Below are 22,736 nucleotides of genomic sequence, written 5' to 3'. Positions count from 1 at the left end.
GTCGGTCATGATCGGGCGTGACCCACCGGGGCCTTCACACACAACGGTGTCGTTCCCGCGTGTCCTCGATAAGGTCTCCTGGAGATCCCGCATGTTGACCTTCACCCAGGCCACTCGAACCCCTTACCTCCCTCAGGCACCCGATCCCAGGGCGCCGTTGCGCCTGTTCTGCTTCCACCACGCGGGCGGCACCGCGGCCGCTTTCTCCGGGTGGCAGCGCCTCATCGGCGACGGCATTTCGGTAGTGCCCGTGCAACTGCCGGGACGCGCCGAGCGGTCGGGGGAGCCGCGCCCCGGTGGGCTGGCCGAGCTGGCCGCCCTGCTGGACGCCGAGCTCGACCCCTGGCTCCGCTCACCCCACGCGTTCTACGGTCACAGCGTCGGCGGCCTCGTCGCCCACGCGCTTGCCCGCCATCGCGCCGCGGCCGCCCGCTCCGTGCCCGAACGCCTCGTGGTCGGCGGCTGCTTCGCGCCGCACCGCCACCACGTGACGCGCGCGGTGACCGAGCTGGGCGAACGCGACTTCGCCCGCTGGCTCGTGCGCCTCGGCGGGGTCTCCGCCGCCCTCATCGAGTACCCGCAGTGGCTGCGCGCCGCCGTGGCCCTGACCCGCGACGACCTGGCGCTCGCCGCCCGCCCCGACCCCGGCCCCCTCGCCCCGCTGCCCTGCCCCGTGGACGTCTTCACGGGTGAGAACGATCCGCAGGTGCGCGAGGGCGAGCCACACGAGTGGGCGCGGTACACCAGCGGTGCGTTCTCCGCGCGGTGGTTCCCCGGTGGGCACTTCTTCCCCTGGGACGATCCGGCCGCGTTCCTCGGCTACCTCGGTGCCCGGCTGGGACGGCGCACGGAGCGCGCAGGGGGCGCGGCGGCGCGCTGACGGCGGCCGTTCCCAAAGATAGGGGTGTGGCGTACCCCACACCCCGGGCGCGGGCCTCGGCGCCCGGCACCCCCGGCCCACCGCCCCCACTGTTCCCGACGACCGGCGTGAAACGGGCGCGCGCGTGCCGTCAGCGGCATGGGTCAACCCCCTACGGCCTCCTAGCGCGACGTGCCCACCTCCCGCGCGCCACCCGTCCGCCTCCGCACGACCCGCCCAGGACCGGTGGCGTTGGCTAGCGTGGAGCACGGCTCAGTCGCCATGGCCGATCTGTCGGACAAACGGGGAAGGCTGATGAGATACGAGATCCTGGGTCCGCTGCGTTTCACGGGCGAGTCGGGCCCCTCCTACATAGGCGCCCGCAAGGTCGAGACGCTGCTGGCCACGCTGCTCATCCGGTCGGGGCAGGTCGTGGCGAGCGGGCGGATCAAGGAGGAGATCTGGGGCGGCGCACCGCCCAGGCGCGCCTCCGCCGCCGTGCACGTCTACATCTCGCAGCTCCGCAAGATCCTGGCCGCGGCGGCGCCCGTGCCCGTGGGCCCCATCGTGACCCGGCCGCCCGGCTATCTGCTCCAGCTCGACGAGGACGACGAGCTGGACGTGCGGACGTTTGAGAAGCGCGTCGCCCTCGGCCGCGCCCTGGTCCACGACGGGCGCCACGACGAGGCGTGCGGCGTCCTGAAGTCCGCGCTCTCCCTGTGGCGCGGCCCCGCCCTGGTGGGTGTTTCGGGCGGCCCGCTGATCGGGGCGTTCGTCGGCTCGGTCGAGGACGCCAGGGTCGAGTGCCTTGAGCTGCTGATGGATGCCCAGCTGACCGTCGGCCGCCACCGCGAGGTGGTCGGCCAGCTCCAGACGCTCAGCGGCGAGTATCCGCTGAGCGAGGTCTTCTACCGGCAGCTGATGCTCGCCCTCTACCGCTCCGAGCGGCAGGCCGAGGCGCTGAGGGTCTACGACACCGCCCGTGGCGTCCTCCACGGCGAGCTGGGACTCGAGCCTGGCCAGCCGCTGCGCGACCTCCAGCGGGCCATCCTGCTCGGCGACCCCCGCCTCGAACACCCGTCCGCCTCCACCTCCCCGTTCGGCCGCATTAGCATGATGGCGTCGGCACGTATCTCGCCCGTGAGAACGTGACCTCGAGCCCGGGAGGGGCGCTCGTGTTGCGCACCATGTTCAAGTCCAAGATCCACCGTGCCACGGTGACCCAGGCCGACCTGCACTACGTCGGCTCCGTCACCGTGGACGCGGACCTGATGGCGGCGGCCGATCTGCTGCCTGGGGAGCAGGTCCACATCGTCGACATCGACAACGGCAGCCGTCTGGAGACCTATGTCATCGAGGGCGAGGCGGGCTCGGGCGTCATCGGGATCAACGGCGCCGCCGCCCACCTCGTCCAGCCGGGCCATCTGGTGATCCTCATCAGCTACGCCCAGGTCGACGACGCCGAGGCCCGCACGATGCGGCCCAAGGTCGTCCACGTCGACCGCGCCAACCGCGTCGTGGCCCTCGGCGCCGACCCGGGCGAGCCCGTCCCGGGCGGCGACGCCGCGCGAAGCCCCCTGGCCATGGCGCGCGGCTGACGGCCGCGTTCATCGGAGCACCGCACGCGCCACGCGCCGGGGCCCGGTGGTCGGATCCGACCACCGGGCCCCGGCGCGTGTGTCGCGGGAGGCGGGGCTCAGCCCGTCTGTGAGCTCACATAGTCGAAGACGTCCCGCGCGTCGGTGTCGAGGCGCGGACCGGCGAGCCATGTGCTCTCCAGCGGGCCGATGGAGTTGACCGAGACCAGCTCGGGCCCGCCCGCCTCGTTGGTGCGCAGCCACGGGCCACCGGAGGAGCCACCGGTCATCGTGCAGCCCGCCCAGTACATCACCGGCATGCTGGCGTCCATCGACAGCCGGCTCGGGTAGTCCACGCACATGTGCATCGTCGCGCCGTCGAAGGGCGGGGCGGCGGGGAAGCCGTAGAGCGTCACCGCGCCGAGCTCGGAGACCGCGGGGGCGTCGAAGTTGACGTCGAGCGCGGAGCCCACCGTCTCCTCGAGGGAGGCGCCGCTGCCGTCCTCGGGCGTCACCGAGAACACCGCGAAGTCGCCGTGCGCGCCGTTGCCGCCCTCGGCGGTGCCGTTGTCGATCCAGTACTGGGTGGTGGAGACGAACTCCGCCCAGTAGACCCCGTACGGCGCGACGTCCTCGGGCGCCGCGGCGGCGAGCTGGTCGGCGGACAGGCCGTTGTTGTTGTAGGCCGGGACGAACGTCAGGTTGCGGTACCAGCCGCCGCCCGCGCCCGCGTGCACGCAGTGCCCCGCGGTGGCCACCAGGTTGGACTGGCCGGGCGCGGCAGGGTCCTTCACCACGGTGCCCGAACAGACCATCGGGCCCTCGGGGCTGTCGAAGAAGACCTTGCCGATCGGGGCGCCGTTCTGCGTGTACGGCGTCGGGACGGGCTCGGCCGTGACCGGGGCGGGCTCGGGGTCGGTGATGCCGCGGTCGCCCTCGGGGCTGTCGACCTCGGGAGGATCGACGTCCTCCTCGATCTGGTCGTCGTCGATCGACTGGTCGGGCTCCTCGGCGTCCTCCATGCGGTCCGGGTCCCACAGGCCCTCGATGATCGGGTTGACGTAGTCGCCGATCTCCCGCAGCCAGGTCTCGCGGTCCCAGTCCTCCCAACCCCCCTCGAGCCACGCGTCCATGTCGAAGTCGAACGGCAGGTTGTCGATCAGGTCCTGGAGCTGGTCGCCCCCGGCCTGGGCATCCTCGCTCGGCTGAGAGCCCTCGCTGTCCGAGCCGTCGTCGTCGTTGCATGCGGTCGCGGTGAGCGCGAGCGCGGCGGCCATCGCGGTGGCTGCCAAGGCGACGCGGCGACGGGGTCGCCTGCGTATCGATGACATGGGTGCATTCCCCCTGGTATGTGCCATGAGTTGTGGATCGCGGTGCCTTGCGGCGACCGACATGGGAGGCGGGCCACCACTATGCCGGTGCTCAACTGGACGGCCGCAGGCGGGTCCCCGGTTCCGCCCGCCGCCCTCGGGGCGAGAGCCCGCCAAAGGATCTTCGCCCAGGCCGTGATCGGCGGGGCCCCGCGTCGTTACCACGGATGGAGGAACGCCCCGGCGTTGACCATCAGGCCATGAAGGAGGAGGCGCCGCCGTTCGGTTCGTGTCGGGCGCGGTGCCACACACGGATGAACGCACGTCCCCGTCCCGAGCGGAAGCCCTCCCGGGAGCGCCAGCCGGTGCGCCACCGGCTCGCCCGGCTCATGGAGCCGCCCGCCCTGCGGCACGCCCACCCCGACGCGGCACCCGGGACCCCGCACGGCGGCCATGCCGCGCTGGCTCCGGGCGACCCGCTGGAGCAGCGCGACCCGACGCTGGCCGCCGACGCCGCCACCGCCGAAGGGCTGCTGCGCTGCTGGGTACGCGAGACCGGGGCCGCGCGCCCCGTCGACGGCCACCTGCGGCTGCCGCTGCCCGCCTCCGGCGCCGTGCTCGACGTTCCCGTGCGGTACTGGTCGCCGACCGGCTGGCACCGCTTCGGCCCCATCGCCCTCGAAGGGGCGCCCACCGGGGCGCGCCCCGTCGACGCGGTGACGCTGGCCGCGTTCCTCGCCAGGGAGGCCGCGGCCGGGGACGGGACGGGCCGTGCCGTGGCCGAGGCCACCGCCCTGGTCGGCCGGGTCGCCGACTCGGCCGCGAGGACCGCCGCGTTCCTCACCCACTGGCGCGCCGACCCCGCGCCCGCGCCGCACGACAGCCCGTTCCTTGAGTCCGAGCAGTCCCTCGTGCTCGGCCACCCGCTGCACCCCACGCCCAAGAGCCGCGAGGGGCTCGCGGGCCGGGAGGCCGAACGCTGCTCTCCCGAGCTGCGCGGCCGCTTCCGGCTGCACTGGCTGGCCGTCGACCGCGCGGTGCTCGCCGCCGACTCGGCATGGACGGAGGACGGCTCGGCCGTGCCCGCCGATGAGCTCACCACCCGGCTCGCGGGCCCGGGCCTCGCGCTCCCCCCGGGCACGGCCCCGCTGCCCCTGCACCCCTGGCAGGCCCGCGACGTCGTGCAACGGCCCGAGGTGGCCGCGCTGCTCAACGCCGGGCTGCTCACCGACCTTGGCGAGCAGGGCGACTTCTGGTACCCCACGTCGTCGGTCCGCACCGTCCACCGGCCCGGCGCGTTCGCGATGCTCAAGCTCTCCCTCGGCCTGCGCATCACCAACTCCCGCAGGGAGAACCTCCGCAAGGAGCTGCACCGCGGCGTCGAGGTCCACCGCCTGCTCGCGTCGGGCCTCGCCGCCGAGTGGCGGGCGGCGTTCCCCGAGGGGCCGGGATTCGACATTGTCCGCGACCCGGCCTGGCTCGCGGTGGACGGCACCGGGGGCGAGCCCGTCGCGGGGCTCGACGCGCTGCTGCGGCAGAGCCCGTTCGGGCCCGGCGACGACGCGCTGTGCCTGGCCGCGCTGACCGGCCCGCGCCCGTGGCCCGGGCGGCCCGAGCGCGAGCTGCGCTCCCGCCTGGCCGATGTCGTCCTCACGCTCGCCGCCAGGACGGGCCAGGAGGTCACGGCCGTCGCCGAGGCGTGGCTGACGCGCTATCTGCGGGTGGTCGTGCGGCCGTTGCTGTGGCTCGACGCGCACGCGGGGATCGCGCTCGAGGCCCACCAGCAGAACACCCTGGTCCTGCTCGACGCCGAGGGCTGGCCCGCGGGCGGCAGGTTCCGCGACAACCAGGGCTTCTACTTCCGCGCCTCGCACCGCGACGCGCTGGAGCGCAGGCTGCCCGGCATCGGCGAGCGCTCCGACACGTTCGTCACCGACGAGGTCACCGACGAGCGGTTCGCCTACTACCTCGGCATCAACCACATCCTCGGCCTCGTCGGCGCGTTCGGCGCCCAGCGGCTCGCGGACGAGGAGCGGCTGCTCGCCCTGGTCAGGGCCTTCCTCGAGGCGGAGGACAGGGCCGCGTCGGGGGGCCCGCTCTCGTCGCTCGTCATCCGGCTGCTCGAGGCCGAGACCCTGCCCTGCAAGGCGAACCTGCTGACCCGCCTGCACGGCCTCGACGAGCTCGTCGGCCCGGTCGACGGCCAGTCGGTCTATGTCTCCCTGCCCAACCCCCTCCCCCGCGGGGCGAGCGCGTGACCGGCCCCGGCGCCGACGGCCCCGGCGTGGCCGAGACGGCGGATCCGGGGCAGGCGGATCCGGGGTCGGGGGAGCGGCACCGAAGGGATCAGGGCCCCAGGGATCCCGACCTGGAGGACACCGCCGACCTCGACCTCCCGCCCGACCTCGCCGGTGCCCCTCCGCCCTATGCCGCCGAGTGCCACCCGCTGGCCACCGAGCTGCTCGACAACGTCCCCGCCTGGGGCCCGGCACGCACCGAGGCGGGCGTCTTCCAGCTCGTCCCCGTGTGCCTCGACCGCGATCTCGCCCTGATCGCCGGGTGGATGAACGACCCGGTGGTCGACGCCTCATGGGCCCTGGCAGGCCCTCCCGAGCGCACCGAGCGGCACATCGCCCGCCAGCTGCGCGGCGACGGCCGCAGTGTGCCCTGCCTCGGGGTGCTCGACGGACTGCCCATGAGCTACTGGGAGATCTACCGCGCCGACCTCGACCCGGTCGCCCTGCACTACCCGAGCCGCCCCCATGACACCGGCATCCACCTGCTGATCGGCAGCGCCGACGACCGGGGCCGCGGCCTCGGCCCGGCGCTGCTGCGCGCCGTCGCCGAGCTGATCCTGCGCCACAGGGCGCGCTGCCGACGGCTCATCGGCGAGCCCGATGTGCGCAACGCCGCCTCCATCGCGGCGTTCGAGAGCGCGGGTTTCACCAGGACCGGCGAGGCCGATCTGCCGGAGAAGAGGGCCGCCATCCTGCTCAGGGACCGCTGACCGACACAAACGCACCCCAGCCACGCCGACCCACACCGACCCACACCGACCCACACCGACCACCACCGAAGGAGACCCCGTGGCCGTCACCGAGACCCAGTGGCACCGCGCCTCCCGCGCGCTGCTGGCCAAGATGCTCGCCGAGTTCGCCTACGAGGGCGTCATCACCCCGAGAGCCGACGGCTCGCCCCCCGACGCCTACCACCTGCCCGTCGCCGACGACCTGGTCTACCGCTTCAGGGCCAGGCGGGGCGCCTATGGCCACTGGCGCATAGACCCGCGGTCGATCACCCCGACCGCTGACCCCCTGGAGTTCATCGCCCGCGCCCATGACACGCTGCTCGCCCTCTCGGGCGACACCACGGGCCACCTCATCCGCGAGCTGACCGCGACGCTCAGCGCCGATGTCGCGCTCGCTGACGACGCCCTGGACGCGGCCGGGCTCGCCGACCTCGGCCACGCAGAGCTCGAGGGCCACCAGACCGGCCACCCCTGGCTCGTCGCCAACAAGGGCCGCCTCGGCTTCTCCGCCGCCGACGCCGCGCAGTGGGCCCCCGAGGCGCGCGCCCCCCGACGGCTCCCCTGGCTCGCCGTCCACCGCGACCTGGCCCGTTACCGCGGCATACCCGCGCTGGCCACCCCCGACCTGCTCTACGCCGATGAGCTGACGCCCCGGGTCCGCGACACGTTCGCCGCCACGGTCGCCGCCCGTGGCCTGAACCCCGCCGACCACCTGTGGCTCCCGGTCCACCCCTGGCAGTGGGACGAGACGATAGCCCCGCTCTTCGCCCCGCAGATCGCCGCCGACCTGATCATCCCGCTCCCCACGGACGGCGACCTGAGGCTGCCCCAGCAGTCGATCCGCACGTTCACCAATGTGTCGCGGCCCGAGGCGCGCAGCGTGAAGCTCCCGCTGTCCATCCTCAACACCCTTGTCTGGCGCGGCCTCCCCACCGAGCGCACCCTCGCCGCCCCCGCGGTCACCGCGTGGATGCAGGGCGTGCGGGCGGCCGACCCGTTCCTCGCCGACGAGACCCGCGTCATCCTGCTCGGCGAGACCGCCTCGGTGACCGTCGAGCACCCCCTCTACGACCGGCTCCCCGCCGTGCCCTACCAGTACCGCGAGCTGCTCGGCTGCATCTGGCGCGAGCCCATCGGGCCCTTCCTCGACCCGGGCGAACGCGCCCGCACCCTCGCCGCGCTGCTCGGCGTCGACCCGGCGGGGCGCTCCCTCACCGCCGAGCTGGTCCACCGCTCGGGCCTGGCCCCGCACGACTGGCTGCGCCGCCTCTTCGCCGCGCTGCTGCCGCCCCTGCTGCACTTCCTCTACCGGTATGGAACGGTCTTCTCGCCGCACGGGGAGAACGCCCTGGTGGTCTTCGACGAACGCGACATCCCGGCGCGCCTGGCGGTCAAGGACTTCGTCGACGACGTCAATCTCAGCGCCGAGCCGCTGCCCGAGCTCGACGAGATCCCGGCGCGGGTGCGGCAGGTCCTGCTCACCGAACCCCCGGGCTTTCTCACCCAGTTCATCCACTCCGGGCTGTTCGTCGGCGTCTTCCGCTACCTCGCTCCCCTGTGCGAGGAGCAGCTGTCCGTGCCCGAGGCCGACTTCTGGTCGCTCGTCAGGGCCGAGATCCTGCGGTACCACCGGCGCTTCCCCGAACTGAAGGCGCGCTTCGAGACGTTCGACCTGCTCACGCCGCGGATCGAGCGCCTGTGCCTCAACCGGAACCGCCTGCATCTCGACGGCTACCGGGATCGCTCCCAGCGCCCGCACGCGGCCGTCCACGGCACCGTTCCCAACCCCCTGCACGCCGCGTGACCCCGGTCCCGCTCCCCGGCTCGGCCGCCCGGCCCTCCCACGCGTCGCCGAGTGTCCGACCGGCCGACTAGGGTGGCTCGCCTATGACTGCCACATCCGGGAACCCCACCCTCACCGAGCTGCTGCACGCCGCCGTCGCCGCCGTGGGAGGCAGCGAGCGACCCGGTCAGGTCGCCATGGCCGAGGCCGTTGCCCGGGCCATCGAGGACGGCACCCATGTGCTGATCCAGGCCGGGACGGGCACGGGGAAGTCGCTCGGCTATCTGGTGCCCGCCATTGCGCACGGCGACCGGGTGGTCGTCGCGACGGCCACCCTCGCCCTGCAACGGCAGCTCGTCGAGCGGGACTTGCCGCGCACGGTGGAGGCCCTGCACCCGCTGCTGCGCCGCCGCCCCGAGTTCGCGACGCTCAAGGGCCGGTCGAACTACGTGTGTCTGCACCGCCTCCATGAGGGCGTCCCGCAGGACGACGAGGAGGGCCTGTTCGACCAGTTCGAGGCGGCGCAGGCCGCCGGGGGGCCGAGCAGCCGCCTGGGCAAGGACCTGCTGCGGCTGCGGGAGTGGGCGGACGAGACGGAGACCGGGGACCGGGACGATCTGACGCCCGGCGTCTCCGACCGGGCCTGGTCCCAGGTCTCCGTCTCGTCGCGGGAGTGCCTGGGCGCCACGCGGTGCGCATACGGCGCCGAGTGCTTCGCGGAGGCGGCCAGGGAGCGGGCGAAGCTCGCCGAGGTCATCGTCACCAACCACGCGCTGCTCGCCATCGACGCCATCGAGGGCGCCCCTGTGCTGCCGGGGCACGAGGTGCTGATCGTGGACGAGGCGCACGAGCTGGTCTCGCGGGTCACCGGCGTGGCCACGGGGGAGCTGTCCCCTGGCTCGGTGAACCGCGCGGTCCGCCGCGCGGCGAAGATCATCGACGAGAAGGCGGCGGACCAGCTCCAGACGGCGGCCGAGACGTTCGAGCGGCTGATGGAGCTGGCGCTGCCGGGGCGCCTGGAGAAGATCCCCGAGGACCTGGGGTATGCGCTGGCGGCGCTGCGGGACGCCGCGCGGGCCGCGTTCACCGCCCTGGGGAACACGCGGGACGCCTCGGTCTCCGACGAGGACGCGGTGCGCAAGCAGGCGCTCGCCTCGATCGAGACCGTGCAGGACGTGGCCGAACGGGTCGTGCAGGGCTCGGAGTTCGACGTCGTGTGGTTCGAGCGGCACGACCGGTACGGCGCGTCGCTGCGGGTCGCGCCGCTGTCCGTCTCGGGGTTGCTGCGGGAGAAGCTGTTCGCTGAGCGCTCGGTCGTGCTGACCTCGGCGACGCTCAAGCTCGGCGGGGACTTCAACGGCGTGGGCGCCTCGCTCGGCCTGGCCCCCGAGGGGCAGCACGGCGAGGAGATGCCCGAGTGGAAGGGCCTGGACGTCGGCTCGCCCTTCGACTACCGCAAGCAGGGCATCCTCTATGTCGCGCAGCACCTGTCGACGCCCGGCAGGGAGGGCAGCCGCGGCGACATGCTGGACGAGCTGGCCGAGCTGGTGGAGGCGGCGGGCGGGCGGACGTTGGGGTTGTTCTCCTCGATGCGCGGGGCGCAGGCGGCGGCGGAGGAGCTGCGGGGGCGGCTGGATCTGCCGATCCTGCTCCAGGGCGAGGAGACGCTTGGCGAGCTGATCCGCACCTTCGCGGCGGACGCGCGGACCTGTCTGTTCGGCACGCTGTCGCTGTGGCAGGGCGTGGATGTGCCCGGGCCGAATTGCCAGCTGGTGGTGATGGACCGCGTGCCCTTCCCCAGGCCGGACGATCCGCTGGTCAGCGCGCGGCAGAAGGCGGTGGAGGAGGCCGGGGGGAATGGCTTCATGGCGGTGGCGGCAACGCACGCGGCGCTGCTGATGGCGCAGGGCGCGGGCCGTCTGGTGCGGGCGACGGGGGACCGCGGCGTGGTCGCGGTGCTCGACCCGAGGCTGGCGAAGGCTCGGTATGGGAGCTTCCTTCGCGCCTCCATGCCGGACTTCTGGTACACCACCGACCGGAACCAGGTGCGCCGCTCCCTGGCTGCCATCGACGCGGCAGCGCGGTCTGCCGCCGCGTCGTAGTCCCTCGGGGTCGGCGGGGCCTCGGGGCTGGTGGGGCCTCGGGGCTGGTGGGGGCCCGGCGTCCGGCGTCAGACGCGCCGCATCACGGCGACGACCTTGCCGAGGATGGTGGCCTCGTCACCGGGGATGGGCTGGTAGGAGGCGTTGTGCGGGAGGAGCCAGATCTGGCCGTCCTCCCGCTTGAACCGCTTCACGGTGGCCTCGCCGTCGAGCATGGCGGCGACGATGTCGCCGTTCTCCGCGACGGGCTGGCGGCGGACGGTCACCCAGTCGCCGTCGCAGATGGCGGCCTCGATCATCGAGTCACCGACGACCTTGAGGACGAACAGCTCGCCGTCGCCCACCAGTTGACGCGGCAGCGGGAAGACGTCCTCGACGGACTCCTCTGCCAGGATTGGGCCACCGGCGGCGATGCGGCCGAGCAGCGGGACATAGGAGGCGGCGGGCTTGCCCGCGGTGTCCGCGGCCTGGGGGGCGGGGGTCTCGGCGCCGCGCACCTCGTAGGCCCGGGGCCGGTGGGGGTCGCGGCGGAGGAAGCCCTTGCGCTCTAGGGCCATCAGCTGATGGGCGACCGACGAGGTGCTTGACAGGCCGACCGCCTGGCCGATCTCCCGCATGGAGGGGGGGTAGCCCCGGCGCTGCACGGAGTCGCGGATGACCTCGATGACCCTCCGCTGGCGGTCCGTGAGCCCGGAGCTGTCGGCCCGGATCCCCGGTGGACGCCCCGGCAGCGAGCGGCCGGGCGTCGCTCCGCCCGGCGCACCGAGCCGGTCCTGGCGGCGCTCAGCGGCGGTGATGGCGTCGTCTGCTGCGGTGGTCAATGTTCGCCCCTTCTCAGGTGGTTCTCCCTAGTCAGACAACGGTAGTTGCTATCGAAAGGTTGCGCCAAACACACGTTCGAGTGAAAGATTCCGGATCGACCTGCAGGATCAAGAAACAGGGTGTATGACGCCGTGATTTTATGCCCGCACCCGGCCGCGCAGCGTCACCGCCCGTGCGATAGCCTGCCATGCGCACGCCCCGCCTCCCCACCGGGCCCCCGGTTGTCGCACCGCGACACGCCCGCAGATGGCGTTGCCGGGCGGATCCCGGGCCCATCCCAGATCTAGTGGTCTCCTTCCTGGTGGCTCCCCACAAATTGTGGTCGAAGGTCCTCATCGGCCCCCGGGATCGCCTATGCTGGACACCGCCACGACGGATCCGCCCCGGCGGTTCCCCGGGCCCGTGCCACCGCGCCCGAGGGCGGGGTGTCGTCACGTTGCGTCATGGTCAGCCACGCGCGGAGAAAGGGAGAGACGCGATGCACTGCCCCTTCTGCCGCCACCCCGACAGCCGTGTCGTTGACACGCGAGCCACCGACGACGGCACCATGATCCGCCGTCGCCGCCAGTGCCCGAGCTGTTCCCGGCGCTTCACCACCGTGGAGACGGCCTCGCTCATGGTGATCAAGCGCAGCGGCGTCACCGAGCCGTTCAGCCGGGACAAGGTGATCGCCGGCGTGCGCAAGGCGTGCCAGGGCCGCCCCGTGACGGAGGACGCGCTCGCCCAGCTCGGCCAGCGCGTCGAGGAGGCCGTGCGCGCGACCGGAAGCGCCGAGCTCTCCACCCACGACGTCGGCCTCGCCATACTCGGCCCGCTCCGCGAGCTCGACCTGGTGGCCTATCTCCGCTTCGCGTCCGTGTACCGGGCGTTCGACTCGCTGGAGGACTTCGAGGCCGCCGTCGCCGAGCTGCGCGAGGGCGCCCCCGACGCGCCCGCGCAGGCGCGACCACCCGTCGTCGGCTGAGCCGGATCGGCGGGCCCGACGGCCCGGAGCCGACGAAGACCTGATCGGAGCGCATGGTCGCGCTGCGGTCATTCAGAACAGAACGCGCGGCCGCACATGGCCGCATCAGGGCGCTGTTGCCCGTACAGGGAGGCGGAATGACTGAGACGACGAGCGGCCCGGCACGAGGGTCCCGCGCCAAGAACGGCAAGGGGAGCAAGGGCCTGCGGATCGAGCGCATCCACACCACCCCAGGCGTGCACCCCTACGACGCGGTGGTGTGGGAGCGCCGTGACGTCGTCATGACCAACTGGCGGGACGGCTCGATCAACTTCGAGCAGCGGGGCGTCGAATTCCCTGATTTCTGGTCGGTGAACGCGGTCAACATCGTCACGAGCAAGTACTTCCGCGGCGCCGTCGGCACGCCGCAGCGCGAGAGCAGCCTCAAGCAGCTGATCGACCGCGTGGTGAAGACGTATCGGGCCGCCGGTGAACGCTTCGGGTACTTCGCCTCGCCCGAGGACGCCGAGGTCTTCGAGCACGAGCTGGCCCACGCGCTGCTGCACCAGGTCTTCAGCTTCAACTCCCCCGTGTGGTTCAACGTGGGGACCAAGCAGCCACAGCAGGTCAGTGCCTGCTTCATCCTGTCCGTCGACGACTCGATGGAGTCGATCCTCGACTGGTACAAGGAGGAGGGCATGATCTTCAAGGGGGGTTCGGGTGCCGGGCTCAACCTCTCGCGGATCCGCTCGTCCAAGGAGCTGCTCTCCTCCGGCGGGAACGCCTCCGGCCCCGTCTCGTTCATGCGCGGCGCCGATGCCTCAGCCGGCACCATCAAGTCGGGCGGCGCCACTCGCCGCGCGGCCAAGATGGTCGTGCTCGACGTGGACCACCCCGATGTCGAGGCGTTCATCGAGACCAAGGTCAAGGAGGAGGAGAAGATCCGCGCCCTGCGCGACGCGGGCTTCGACATGGACCTGGGCGGGGACGACATCACGTCCGTCCAGTACCAGAACGCCAACAACTCCGTGCGGGTCACCGACGCGTTCATGCGCGCCGTCGAGGCCGGTGAGAAGTTCGGGCTGCGGGCGCGCAGGACCGGCGAGATCCTCGAGGAGGTCGACGCCGCCGCGCTGTTCCGCAAGATGGCCGAGGCCGCGCACGCCTGCGCCGACCCCGGCATCCAGTACGACGACGTCATCAACCACTGGCACACCTCGCCCGAGTCGGGCCGCATCAGCGCGTCGAACCCTTGCAGCGAGTACATGCACCTGGACAACTCCTCGTGCAACCTCGCCTCGTTGAACCTGATGAAGTTCCTCACCGACGACGACCGCGGGAACCAGTCGTTCGACGCCGAGCGCTTCGCCAGGGTCGTCGAGCTGGTCATCACGGCCATGGACATCTCCATCTCCTTCGCGGACTTCCCGACCGAGAAGATCGGCGAGACGACGCGGGCCTTCCGCCAGCTGGGCATCGGCTACGCCAACCTCGGAGCGCTCCTGATGGCCACCGGGCACGCCTACGACTCGGACGGCGGCCGGGCGCTCGCCGGGGCGATCACCTCGCTGATGACCGGCACGTCCTACCGGCGCTCCGCCGAGCTCGCGGCCGTCGTCGGCGCGTACGACGGGTACGCCCGCAACGCCGACGCCCACAACCGAGTGATGCGCCAGCACGCGGACGCCAACGCCGCGGCCAAGCGGATGGACGACCTGGACACCCCGGTCTGGGCGGCGGCCACCGAGGCGTGGCAGGACGTCGTCCGCCTCGGCAAGAAGAACGGTTTCCGCAATGCCCAGGCATCCGTTCTCGCCCCGACCGGGACCATCGGCCTGATGATGGACTGCGACACCACGGGCATCGAGCCCGACCTGGCGCTGGTGAAGTTCAAGAAGCTGGTCGGCGGCGGCTCGATGCAGATCGTGAACAACACCGTGCCCAAGGCGCTCAAGCGGCTCGGGTACCAGCCCGAGCAGGTCGAGGCGATCGTGGCGCACATCGCCGAGCACGGGAACGTCGTGGACGCCCCCGGCCTGAAGCGGCAGCACTACGAGGTCTTCGACTGCGCCATGGGCGACCGGTCCATCGCGCCGATGGGCCACGTGAGGATGATGGCGGCGGCGCAGCCGTTCCTGAGCGGCGCGATCTCCAAGACCGTCAACATGCCCAGCACCTCGACCGTCGACGACGTCGCCGAGATCTACCTCCAGGGCTGGAAGCTCGGCATCAAGGCGCTCGCGGTCTATGTCGAGAACAGCAAGGTGGGCCAGCCGCTCTCCGCCAAGAAGCAGGACAAGGCGGGCGAGGGCGCGGCCGGCACCGCGGGCGAGGGCGCTGCCGCGGCCTCGGAGCCCGAGCGCATCGTGGAGTACCGGCCGGTGCGCAAGCGGCTGCCCAAGGGCCGCCCCGGCATCACCACGTCGTTCACCGTGGGCGGCGCCGAGGGCTACATGACGGCCAACTCCTACCCCGACGACGGCCTCGGCGAGGTCTTCCTGAAGATGTCCAAGCAGGGCTCGACGCTGGCGGGCATGATGGACGCCTTCTCGATCGCCGTGTCGGTGGGCCTTCAGTACGGCGTGCCGCTCGAGACCTATGTCTCGAAGTTCACCAACATGCGCTTCGAACCGGCGGGCATGACGGACGATCAGGACGTGCGGATGGCGCAGTCCATCGTGGACTACATCTTCCGGCGGCTGGCGCTCGACTTCCTGCCGTTCGAGACGCGGTCGGCGCTCGGGATCCACACGGCGGCCGAGCGGCAGCGCCACCTGGAGACGGGCTCGTACGAGCCCACCGACGAGGAGCTCGACGTCGAGGGGCTCTCCCAGTCGGCGCCGCGCCAGAGCGCCCCGCCCACCCCGCCGCCCGCCGCGGCCCCCGAGCCGGCGTCCGCCGCGACGGCGACCCCGGCGCCCAGGGAAGCGCACAGCTCGACGGAGCTGGCCGAGATGCAGCTCGGCCTGAACGCCGATGCCCCGCTGTGCCTGTCCTGCGGCACCAAGATGCGCCGGGCGGGCAGCTGCTACCTCTGCGAGGGCTGCGGCTCGACGAGCGGTTGCAGCTGAGATGCGGCTGAGACCCGGCGGGTCCGCGTCCGCCACGGCACCGGGCAGGAGCGCCTGAGCCACCCGGCCAGCACCTGAAGGGGTGCCGACACAAGGCGGCACCCCCGAAGCTTTGACGGCGCTGGCGGGACGCGGCACGCCCCCCGACGTGATCAAGGGAATCGAGTCCTCCGTCCATCGATGAACGACGCGGCAGGGGCGGGAGCGCCTCGATCGCGGAGAACGCTGTCCTGGCACGCTCCGCGATTGCACAGGCTGGCGTCAGGAGCGCCACTGCCACGCGACGGGGAGCCGCGTCCCGACGATGCGGTCGCGCCGTCGTCGGCCTCGGCGCCGCGGCTGGAGCCGCGGGTGTTCCCCGGACGACCTCAGGAGCCGGGGGAACCGCGCACGGGGCACGGGGGAGTCGGCTTCGGTCGCCTCCCCCGTGCCCGTTGTCGCCGTGGGTGTGTCAGCGCGTGGAGTGCTGGATGAGGTCGTAGCTGTGGGCCCAACCGTCGTCGTCGAGGCGGGTGAAGCCGCCCACCGCCCAGAGGCGACCGGTGTGACCTATCGGTGCCAGGTCGGCGATGGCGTAGGCGTGGGTCGGGGCGCCGGTGACGCGCTCGCCCTCGACGCGGTCCCAGCCGTGGCCGTCGAAGTGCCAGTAGAAGGGCGGGGACTCGAATCCCTCGGGGCCACGGGTGAGCCAGAGGCCCCCGCGGCCGTCCCCGGCAAGCGCCGTGGGCGCCAACTCCTCGAGTGGCGCCTCCACCCGCGCCCAGTCCCCGTGGTCCCAGTGCCACATCTCGTACTCCGGGCCGTTCTCGCCCCAGGGGACGGCGTCCCCGATGAGCCACAGGCTGTCGTCGGACCCGGCGTGGAGGTGGATCGGGCGCAGCCCGGGGGTGGGCGGCGGCATGTCGCTCCAGGCGCGGCCGTCCCAGTGCTTCACGACCGGCCGCAGCTGCTCCCCGAGGGCCGCGGCGCCGCCGATGGCCCATATGTGGCGGGAGGAGAGGGCCTGGAGGTCGCGGATGGCATGGCCCGATCCGAGGTCGGTGGTCTCCCAGCGGCCGTCACGGTACGAGCTGATCCAGCGGTCGCCCGCGAGCCGGGCGCCGCCCGCACCGCGACGATCTCGCCGAGGCTGCCGAACCGGCCGCGTTGGGCAGCTCGGGCAGCTCGACCCGGCTCCACCGGCGGCCGTCGAAGTGGGGCGTCAGCTCCTCCTGGCCGTTGCTCCCGTAGGCCCAGACGTCGCGGGGCGAGCGGGCGTTCACCGAGTGCCAGCCGGGAACCTCGGGCAGGCCGGGGGGGCGATCCTCGGCCCAGCGCAGGCCGTTCCAGCGCGGCAGCGCGCCCGTCGGGCTGTTCCGCTCGCTGGTCTGCCCGCCCACGTCCCAGGCGTGGAGGGCGTCGGCGCTGGTCACGGAGACGAGCCCTGAGCCGTGGGTCAGCCGGGCCGCGGAGGCGGTCTTCCAGGCCGGGCGTTCCTCGTCGGCCCCGGACGTCGGCGCGGCCGCCGCCGGTGCCGTCACAAGGGCCACGATCAGGGCCGGTAACGGCACGGTGATCCTCGTCGGTGGGCTCATGCTTGTCCTTTCCCGCGCGACGTCGAGCGGGAAAGGGCGCGTTGCCCTGTGCGCGCCCTCTGCGAAGAGGAAGACTCGCCACCCGACGGGCCGGTTGTCGCGACGTGGGGAACCCGGTTCGCGCGTTTCGGGCGTTCCGTGATCTCGCCCTTGGCGCCGGGGAGATGGCCGTACGATGGCGCGGTGCTGGTCAAGTGGATGCGCTGTACCGTGCTCGATCGACCGGGATTCGAGCGGGGGCAGCGGAAGTGGGCGGGGCTGCCCGGCGAGCCGGGGTTCCGGGCGCAGGGCGGCGGGTGGAGCCGCTCACAGCCCGGCGTCGTTCACTTGTTCGGATTCTGGGAGAGTAGGGCGTTCTACGACTCCTTCATGGCCCGCTCCCACGACCGCCTCGCAGCCGCGCAGACCGGCACCTACCAGGACATGAGGGTGCGCCTCTTCCAGTACCGCTTCGATGTCAAGATGGGCTTCGAGCCGCGCTTCACCGAGGCGAACCTTCTGCGCGTCGCCCACCTCCGCGTCCACCCGGACCGGGCCGAGCACTTCGCCCTCATGCAGGAGAAGGTGTGGAATCCCGCGATGGCAGGCTCGCCCGGCATGCTGCGGGGCGTCGTCGCCGAGGCGGAGCCGGAGAGTGAGTTCCTGGTGCTGTCGATGTGGGACTCGGCCGCCGAGCGCGCCAAGTACCGCACGGAGCGGGTGGAGCGACTGGTCCTGCGCTCCCAGATGGGCGCGGACGTCGCCGCGATCAACGGCGACATCATCGACATGGAGCCGAGCTGGACGGTGTGAGCCGTCCGGCACGTGGTCCGTCCGGCGGTCCCCGCGCCGTCGAATTAGGCTGTGGTCCATGGCGCGACCACGGCGAATCGTCCTCCTGCGGCACGGAGAGTCCCAGGGGAACTACGACGACGCCGTCTACGAGCGCGTCCCCGACCACGCCCTGGCGCTGACCGAGGAGGGCAGGAAGCAGGCCCGGACGGCGGGGGAGCGGCTGCGGTCCCTCTTCGGGGACGAGCGCGTCTCCGCCTATGTCTCCCCTTACCAGCGCACCCACCAGACGTTCCGGTCGCTCGGGCTCGATCCCGCGCGGGTGCGGGTCAGGGAGGAGCCCCGTCTCCGCGAACAGGACTGGGGCAACTGGCAGGACCGCGAGGACGTACAGCGCCAGAAGCGCGCGCGTGACGCCTATGGCCACTTCTTCTACCGCTTTGCGCAAGGGGAGTCGGGCGCCGATGTCTACGATCGGGTGGGTGCGTTCCTGGAGAGCCTGTGGCGCAGCTTCGAGGAGCCCGACCACCCGCCCAACGTCCTGCTCGTCACCCACGGCCTGACGATGCGGCTGTTCTGCATGCGCTGGCTGCACTGGACCGTCCCGGAGTTCGAGTCGCTGTCCAACCCCGGGAACGGCGAGACCCGCGCCCTCCTGCTGGGCAACGACGGTCGCTACCACCTGGATCGGCCCTTCGAGCACTGGCACACACCCGAGCGACCCTTCGAAGGGTGGCGCACTTAGGGTGGACGATGTCATGCCGTACGAACCTCCTACTCACCGCGTTGAACGGTCCATTCGCGCCCTCACCGGTGCGCGCGTCGTCGCCGGGATCGACGAGGTCGGGCGCGGTGCCTGGGCCGGGCCGGTCACCGTCTGCGCCGCCGTCACCGGGCTGCGCCGCCCGCCCGAGGGCCTGACCGACTCCAAGCTGCTGACCCCGCTGCGCCGCACCGCTCTCGCCGAGGTGCTCACCGAGTGGGTCACCTCCCATGCCCTGGGCCACGCCTCCCCCGAGGAGATCGACACCCTCGGCATGACCGCGGCCCTGCGCCTCGCCGCGTCCCGGGCGCTGGAGGGGCTCCCCGAGCGGCCCGACGCCGTGATCCTGGACGGGAAGCACGACTATCTGGGGCCGCCGTGGCAGGTGCGGACCGTGATCAAGGGCGACCAGTCCTGTGTCGCGGTGGCCGCGGCCTCGGTCATCGCCAAGGTGCGCCGTGACGCCATGCTCGCCGAACTCGCCTCTGAGCACCCGCCCTTCGGCTTCGAGACCAACGCCGGGTATCCCTCGCCGGTGCACAAGACCGCGCTGGAGGAGCACGGCCCCACCCCGCACCACCGCCGCTCGTGGGCGTTCCTCGACGCACTGCCCCGCTGGCGTCATCTCAAGCTCCCCTCGCATCGTGATGCCCTGGCCGCCGAGGATCTGGAGGAGGCGGGCCAGCTCGGTATGTTCTGATCAGCCCTGGAGGGCGAGCACCAACGGCGGCACCTCCCCACCACCGGCGGACCGGAGCAGCCGCGCCGCCATCGCCAGCGTCCAACCGGTCTCGGCGAAGTCGTCCACCAGCAGCACCGGCCCACCGGCCGTCCGCGCCGCCTCGGCCACCTCGGGCGCCAGCTGCAGCGAGCCGTCCAGCGCCTGAACACGCCGTGCGCTGTTGCTCCGGGGCAGCGGCTCGGCCCCTGTGCCCACCGCGCCGAGTACGGGCATCTGGCCGACGGCGGCGATCCGCTCCCCGAGCGAACGCACCAGCCGAGGGCGGGAGTGGGACCCCACGGTGACCACGCCGACCGGTGCCGCGGTGAGTCCGCCGAGCCGGAGGCCCAGCCGCCCGGTCCCTTGGCCCAGTCGGCGAGCACGGTGACCACGGCGTTCGCCACATCGTCCGGCACCCCTCCGTCCCCGGCGCCAGGGGCGAGGAGGGGACGCAGTCTGTTCCCCCAGCCGATGTCCGACAGCCGCCCCAACGCCCGGCCTACCGCGGCCTGTTCGCCGGGATCGATCTTTCCCTTGAGCTCCACCCCCACCCCCGGCAGCCCGGTGGGCCACGTGCGGCGCGGCTTCAGCGCCACCCCGGGCCGGGTCAGCTCGCCCCGGGCGGCGGTCACGGCATCGGGCGCGACCTCGGGCGAGGGCGTAGTCCCCGCGCAGGTGGCGCAGCGCCCGCACGGCGCCGCCTCCTCGTCGTCCAGCTGCCTCCGCAGGAACTCCATCCGGCAGCCGGTGGTGGTGGCGTACTCGCGCATGGCCTGCTGCTACGCCTCGCGCTGGTGGGCCACCCGCGCATAGCGGTCCGCGTCGTACTCCCACGGGGCGCGGTCGCGGACCCTTCGCGCGCCACTGGGCACGCCGGGGCAGGTGGCCCCTTGCCCTTGTCATCGGGTTGCATAGGGGCATGGACGATCTGGAGCTACGCGCTGAGGCCGACGCCATCCTTGCTGAGCTTGTCGGTGCCCCGGGGGGTTCGGCGCGGTTGCGGGAGGACCAGTGGCAGGCGGTGGCGGCTCTGGTCGAGGATCGTCGGCGTGCTCTGGTGGTGCAGCGCACCGGCTGGGGCAAGTCGGCGGTGTACTTCGTGGCTACCGCTCTGCTGCGCCGACGTGGCTCCGGCCCGACGGTGATCGTCTCGCCGCTGCTGGCGCTGATGCGCAACCAGGTCGAGTCGGCGGCGCGGGCCGGTATCCGGGCGCACACCATCAACTCGGCCAATCCGGAGGAGTGGGAGGCCATCTACGGGGAGGTCGAGCGCGGCGAGACCGACGTTCTCCTGGTGAGTCCGGAACGTCTAAATTCTGTGGATTTTCGTGAGCAGGTGTTGCCCAAGCTCGCGGCCACGACCGGTCTGCTGGTGGTCGACGAGGCGCACTGTATTTCTGACTGGGGCCACGACTTCCGGCCGGACTACCGTCGGTTGCGGGCGATGCTCGGTGAACTACCTCCTGGCGTACCTGTGCTGGCGACCACGGCGACAGCGAACGCGCGGGTCACTGCGGATGTGGCCGAGCAGTTGGGCACCGGTGTCGGCGAGGCATTGGTGCTGCGCGGCTCGCTTGAGCGCGAGAGCCTGCGACTGGGGGTGGTCCAGTTGCCGGACGCCACGCACCGCCTGGCTTGGCTCGGAGAGCACCTGGACGAGCTACCGGGCTCCGGAATCATCTACGCCCTCACCGTCGCCGCCGCTGAGGTGGCCACCACCTTCCTGCGGCAGCGCGGCTTCCGGGTGGCTTCCTACACGGGGAGGACGGAGAACGCTGACCGGCTGCAAGCCGAGGCCGACCTGCTGGAGAACCGGGTCAAGGCGCTGGTCGCGACATCGGCGCTCGGCATGGGTTTCGACAAGCCGGACTTGGGCTTCGTGGTCCATGTGGGCTCGCCGTCCTCGCCGATCGCCTACTACCAGCAGGTGGGGCGGGCGGGCCGCGGTGTGGCCCACGCGGATGTCCTGCTGCTGCCGGGCAAGGAGGACGAGGCCATCTGGCGCTACTTCGCCGATACCGCCTTCCCACCCGAGGCGCAGGTTCGCCGGACTCTCTCTGCCCTTGCGGACGCGGGACGGCCGCTGTCCGTGCCAGCCTTGGAGGCCCTGGTCGACCTCCGGCGCACCCGTCTGGAGATCATGCTCAAGGTGCTTGACGTGGACGGCGCGGTCAAGCGGGTGAAGGGCGGCTGGATCGCTACCGGCGAGCAGTGGGTCTACGACTCCGAGCGGTACGCCTGGGTCGCTCGGCAACGGGCGGCCGAGCAGCAGGCCATGCGCGACTACGTGAGCACGTCCCAGTGCCGGATGGAGTTCCTGCGTCAGCAGCTGGACGACGAGGAGGCGGCTCGGTGCGGCCGTTGCGACAACTGCACGGGCGCCTGGGCCGTTTCTTCTGTTTCGGCGGAGGCACTCACAGGGGCGGCGAAGGAACTGGATCGTCCCGGGACGGAGGTTGAGCCGCGCCGGATGTGGCCGACGGGGATGCCCGCACTGGGCATCGACCTCAAAGGGCGGATCCCGGCTCATGAGCAGTGCTCCGCCGGGCGGGCCCTGGGGCGGCTCTCGGACATCGGCTGGGGCAACCGGCTGCGTCCGCTGTTGGCTGAGGACGCGCCCGACAGGCCGGTCCCCGACGACGTCCTGCGGGCAGCAGTGGCGGTCCTCGCCGATTGGGCACGCTCTCCCGGCGGCTGGGCGCCGAATGTCCCGGACGCCTCGGCCCGGCCGGTGGGAGTCGTCGCTGTGCCATCCCTGGCCCGCCCGCACCTGGTCGGTTCGCTCGCCGAGGGAATCGCGGCCATCGGCCGCCTCCCTTTTCTGGGCACCCTGACGTATACCGGGCCGAGCGGCGCACACGCGGCACGCCGCAGCAACTCCGCGCAACGCGTCAAGGCATTGTCCGGTGCCTTCACCATCACCGAGGAGCTGGCTGGTGCCCTGGAGCGCTCTCCAGGCCCCGTCCTGCTTGTAGACGACTACACCGACTCCGGCTGGACCCTCGCAGTCGCTGCGCGCCTGCTCCGCCAGGCAGGCAGCGAACGAGTCCTTCCGTTGGTCCTCGCTGCGGCAGGCTGAGCTTCCCCGTCAACATAACCCTCGTCATGGAAGCGTCGCGATGCGACAAGTGTGAGAACCCAAGGGGGCGCAGAGGAGCGGATTTGAGAGAGCGTTGACGCCTTTGATGGGTGGCGAATGAGGACGCTGTTCGCGCCGGACGGCCGCGTACTGGTCCAGATGTTGCTCTCCCCGGTGGGGCGATGAGGACGAGTCACCGGGGCGATGACGTACCTCAACAGCGCCGTTGAGACCCCCGGTGGGGGCGATGAGGACCTGCTGGATCTGCACTAGGTCGTCCTGTTTGTAGGCACTTTTTTTGGGACCAGGATTCCGAGGTTTTTTGGCCCCACT

At 72.2% G+C, this 22,736-nt stretch carries 17 protein-coding genes and 1 pseudogene; 13 read left to right on the top strand and 5 right to left on the bottom strand.

The genetic code is table 11. From position 1 onward, the window contains the following. Window positions 1-91: 91 nt before the first annotated feature. From DEH69_RS22220 to panD, 3 genes are all read left to right on the top strand, one after another. Window positions 92-880 (top strand): thioesterase II family protein, encoded by a 789-nt coding sequence (locus DEH69_RS22220; protein ID WP_181727551.1) that lies wholly within the window; start codon window positions 92-94, stop codon window positions 878-880. Window positions 881-1,174: 294 nt separating this feature from the next. After that, window positions 1,175-2,011 carry an AfsR/SARP family transcriptional regulator gene (locus DEH69_RS22215; protein ID WP_113688802.1) on the top strand — a complete coding sequence of 279 codons (837 nt, stop codon included), beginning with the start codon at window positions 1,175-1,177 and terminating at the stop codon, window positions 2,009-2,011. Between the two features lie 23 nt (window positions 2,012-2,034). Continuing rightward, window positions 2,035-2,457, top strand: coding sequence for an aspartate 1-decarboxylase (panD, locus tag DEH69_RS22210; protein WP_113688801.1), 423 nt, complete (start codon window positions 2,035-2,037; stop codon window positions 2,455-2,457). A 98-nt stretch (window positions 2,458-2,555) separates the two neighbouring features. Here panD and DEH69_RS31710 read toward each other — a convergent pair whose 3' ends face one another. After that, on the bottom strand, window positions 2,556-3,728 hold the full coding sequence (locus DEH69_RS31710; RefSeq protein ID WP_309302890.1) for a hypothetical protein: 1,173 nt from the start codon (window positions 3,726-3,728) through the stop codon (window positions 2,556-2,558). 332 nt (window positions 3,729-4,060) lie between these two features. Between DEH69_RS31710 and DEH69_RS22200 the strand changes: the two genes are divergently transcribed. The 4 genes from DEH69_RS22200 (at window position 4,061) to DEH69_RS22185 (ending at window position 10,659) form a co-directional block, all read left to right on the top strand. Continuing rightward, entirely contained in the window at window positions 4,061-6,004 is a 1,944-nt protein-coding gene (locus DEH69_RS22200; RefSeq protein ID WP_113688800.1) for an IucA/IucC family siderophore biosynthesis protein, read from the top strand. Between the two features lie 110 nt (window positions 6,005-6,114). After that, window positions 6,115-6,753, top strand: a complete 639-nt coding sequence (locus tag DEH69_RS22195; protein WP_258534877.1) for a GNAT family N-acetyltransferase — start codon at window positions 6,115-6,117, stop codon at window positions 6,751-6,753. Window positions 6,754-6,886: 133 nt separating this feature from the next. Continuing rightward, the gene (locus DEH69_RS22190; protein WP_113688799.1) at window positions 6,887-8,578 is read left to right on the top strand and encodes an IucA/IucC family siderophore biosynthesis protein; all 1,692 of its coding nucleotides are present in this window, start codon (window positions 6,887-6,889) and stop codon (window positions 8,576-8,578) included. An 83-nt stretch (window positions 8,579-8,661) separates the two neighbouring features. Then, a complete protein-coding gene (locus DEH69_RS22185) occupies window positions 8,662-10,659 on the top strand; it encodes an ATP-dependent DNA helicase (protein WP_113688764.1) in 1,998 nt (665 codons plus the stop codon). Window positions 10,660-10,727: 68 nt separating this feature from the next. Here DEH69_RS22185 and lexA read toward each other — a convergent pair whose 3' ends face one another. After that, on the bottom strand, window positions 10,728-11,480 hold the full coding sequence (gene lexA, locus DEH69_RS22180; protein WP_113688763.1) for a transcriptional repressor LexA: 753 nt from the start codon (window positions 11,478-11,480) through the stop codon (window positions 10,728-10,730). 479 nt (window positions 11,481-11,959) lie between these two features. Between lexA and nrdR the strand changes: the two genes are divergently transcribed. Beyond that, complete coding sequence (gene nrdR, locus DEH69_RS22175; RefSeq protein ID WP_113688762.1) at window positions 11,960-12,445, top strand: transcriptional regulator NrdR; 486 nt, start codon at window positions 11,960-11,962, stop codon at window positions 12,443-12,445. Window positions 12,446-12,582: 137 nt separating this feature from the next. Further along, a complete protein-coding gene (locus tag DEH69_RS22170) occupies window positions 12,583-15,495 on the top strand; it encodes a vitamin B12-dependent ribonucleotide reductase (RefSeq protein WP_113688761.1) in 2,913 nt (970 codons plus the stop codon). Between the two features lie 451 nt (window positions 15,496-15,946). Here DEH69_RS22170 and DEH69_RS22165 read toward each other — a convergent pair whose 3' ends face one another. Both DEH69_RS22165 and DEH69_RS22160 read right to left on the bottom strand, forming a co-directional pair. Beyond that, window positions 15,947-16,429: a hypothetical protein gene (locus DEH69_RS22165; protein ID WP_113688760.1), complete on the bottom strand. Its 483-nt coding sequence runs from the start codon at window positions 16,427-16,429 to the stop codon at window positions 15,947-15,949. 124 nt (window positions 16,430-16,553) lie between these two features. After that, window positions 16,554-17,069 carry a hypothetical protein gene (locus DEH69_RS22160; protein ID WP_147255762.1) on the bottom strand — a complete coding sequence of 172 codons (516 nt, stop codon included), beginning with the start codon at window positions 17,067-17,069 and terminating at the stop codon, window positions 16,554-16,556. A 183-nt stretch (window positions 17,070-17,252) separates the two neighbouring features. Between DEH69_RS22160 and DEH69_RS22155 the strand changes: the two genes are divergently transcribed. The 3 genes from DEH69_RS22155 to DEH69_RS22145 are packed head-to-tail and all read left to right on the top strand — an operon-like array spanning window position 17,253 to window position 19,303. After that, window positions 17,253-17,861, top strand: a complete 609-nt coding sequence (locus DEH69_RS22155) for a YdbC family protein (protein ID WP_181727549.1) — start codon at window positions 17,253-17,255, stop codon at window positions 17,859-17,861. A gap of 58 nt (window positions 17,862-17,919) precedes the next feature. Further along, on the top strand, window positions 17,920-18,585 hold the full coding sequence (locus tag DEH69_RS22150) for a histidine phosphatase family protein (protein ID WP_113688758.1): 666 nt from the start codon (window positions 17,920-17,922) through the stop codon (window positions 18,583-18,585). 13 nt (window positions 18,586-18,598) lie between these two features. Next, complete coding sequence (locus tag DEH69_RS22145) at window positions 18,599-19,303, top strand: ribonuclease HII (RefSeq protein WP_113688797.1); 705 nt, start codon at window positions 18,599-18,601, stop codon at window positions 19,301-19,303. Here the strand turns inward: DEH69_RS22145 and DEH69_RS22140 are convergent. Next, window positions 19,304-20,160 (bottom strand): annotated as a pseudogene (locus tag DEH69_RS22140) (recombinase RecQ); the annotation flags it as partial. Window positions 20,161-20,243: 83 nt separating this feature from the next. On the opposite strand from DEH69_RS22140, the gene DEH69_RS22135 reads away from it, so the two are divergent. Further along, window positions 20,244-22,403 carry a RecQ family ATP-dependent DNA helicase gene (locus DEH69_RS22135; RefSeq protein WP_113688757.1) on the top strand — a complete coding sequence of 720 codons (2,160 nt, stop codon included), beginning with the start codon at window positions 20,244-20,246 and terminating at the stop codon, window positions 22,401-22,403. Window positions 22,404-22,736 lie beyond the last annotated feature (333 nt).

The organism is Streptomyces sp. PT12 (assembly GCF_003311645.1).
Lineage (GTDB): Bacteria > Actinomycetota > Actinomycetes > Streptomycetales > Streptomycetaceae > Streptomyces.
The sequence above is the reverse complement of the archived record's forward strand: the minus strand, read 5'-3'. Positions and strand labels throughout refer to the sequence as shown.

Bases quoted from the DNA above. Each gene is read 5' to 3' on its own strand.
- DEH69_RS22220 (WP_181727551.1), top strand. From the start codon at position 92: ATGTTGACCTTCACCCAGGCCACTCGAACCCCTTACCTCCCTCAGGCA.
- DEH69_RS22215 (WP_113688802.1), top strand. From the start codon at position 1,175: ATGAGATACGAGATCCTGGGTCCGCTGCGTTTCACGGGCGAGTCGGGC.
- DEH69_RS22200 (WP_113688800.1), top strand. From the start codon at position 4,061: ATGAACGCACGTCCCCGTCCCGAGCGGAAGCCCTCCCGGGAGCGCCAG.
- DEH69_RS22190 (WP_113688799.1), top strand. From the start codon at position 6,887: ATGCTCGCCGAGTTCGCCTACGAGGGCGTCATCACCCCGAGAGCCGAC.
- DEH69_RS22185 (WP_113688764.1), top strand. From the start codon at position 8,662: ATGACTGCCACATCCGGGAACCCCACCCTCACCGAGCTGCTGCACGCC.
- nrdR (WP_113688762.1), top strand. From the start codon at position 11,960: ATGCACTGCCCCTTCTGCCGCCACCCCGACAGCCGTGTCGTTGACACG.
- DEH69_RS22170 (WP_113688761.1), top strand. From the start codon at position 12,583: ATGACTGAGACGACGAGCGGCCCGGCACGAGGGTCCCGCGCCAAGAAC.
- DEH69_RS22160 (WP_147255762.1), bottom strand. From the start codon at position 17,069: ATGAGCCCACCGACGAGGATCACCGTGCCGTTACCGGCCCTGATCGTG.
- DEH69_RS22150 (WP_113688758.1), top strand. From the start codon at position 17,920: ATGGCGCGACCACGGCGAATCGTCCTCCTGCGGCACGGAGAGTCCCAG.
- DEH69_RS22145 (WP_113688797.1), top strand. From the start codon at position 18,599: ATGCCGTACGAACCTCCTACTCACCGCGTTGAACGGTCCATTCGCGCC.
- DEH69_RS22135 (WP_113688757.1), top strand. From the start codon at position 20,244: ATGGACGATCTGGAGCTACGCGCTGAGGCCGACGCCATCCTTGCTGAG.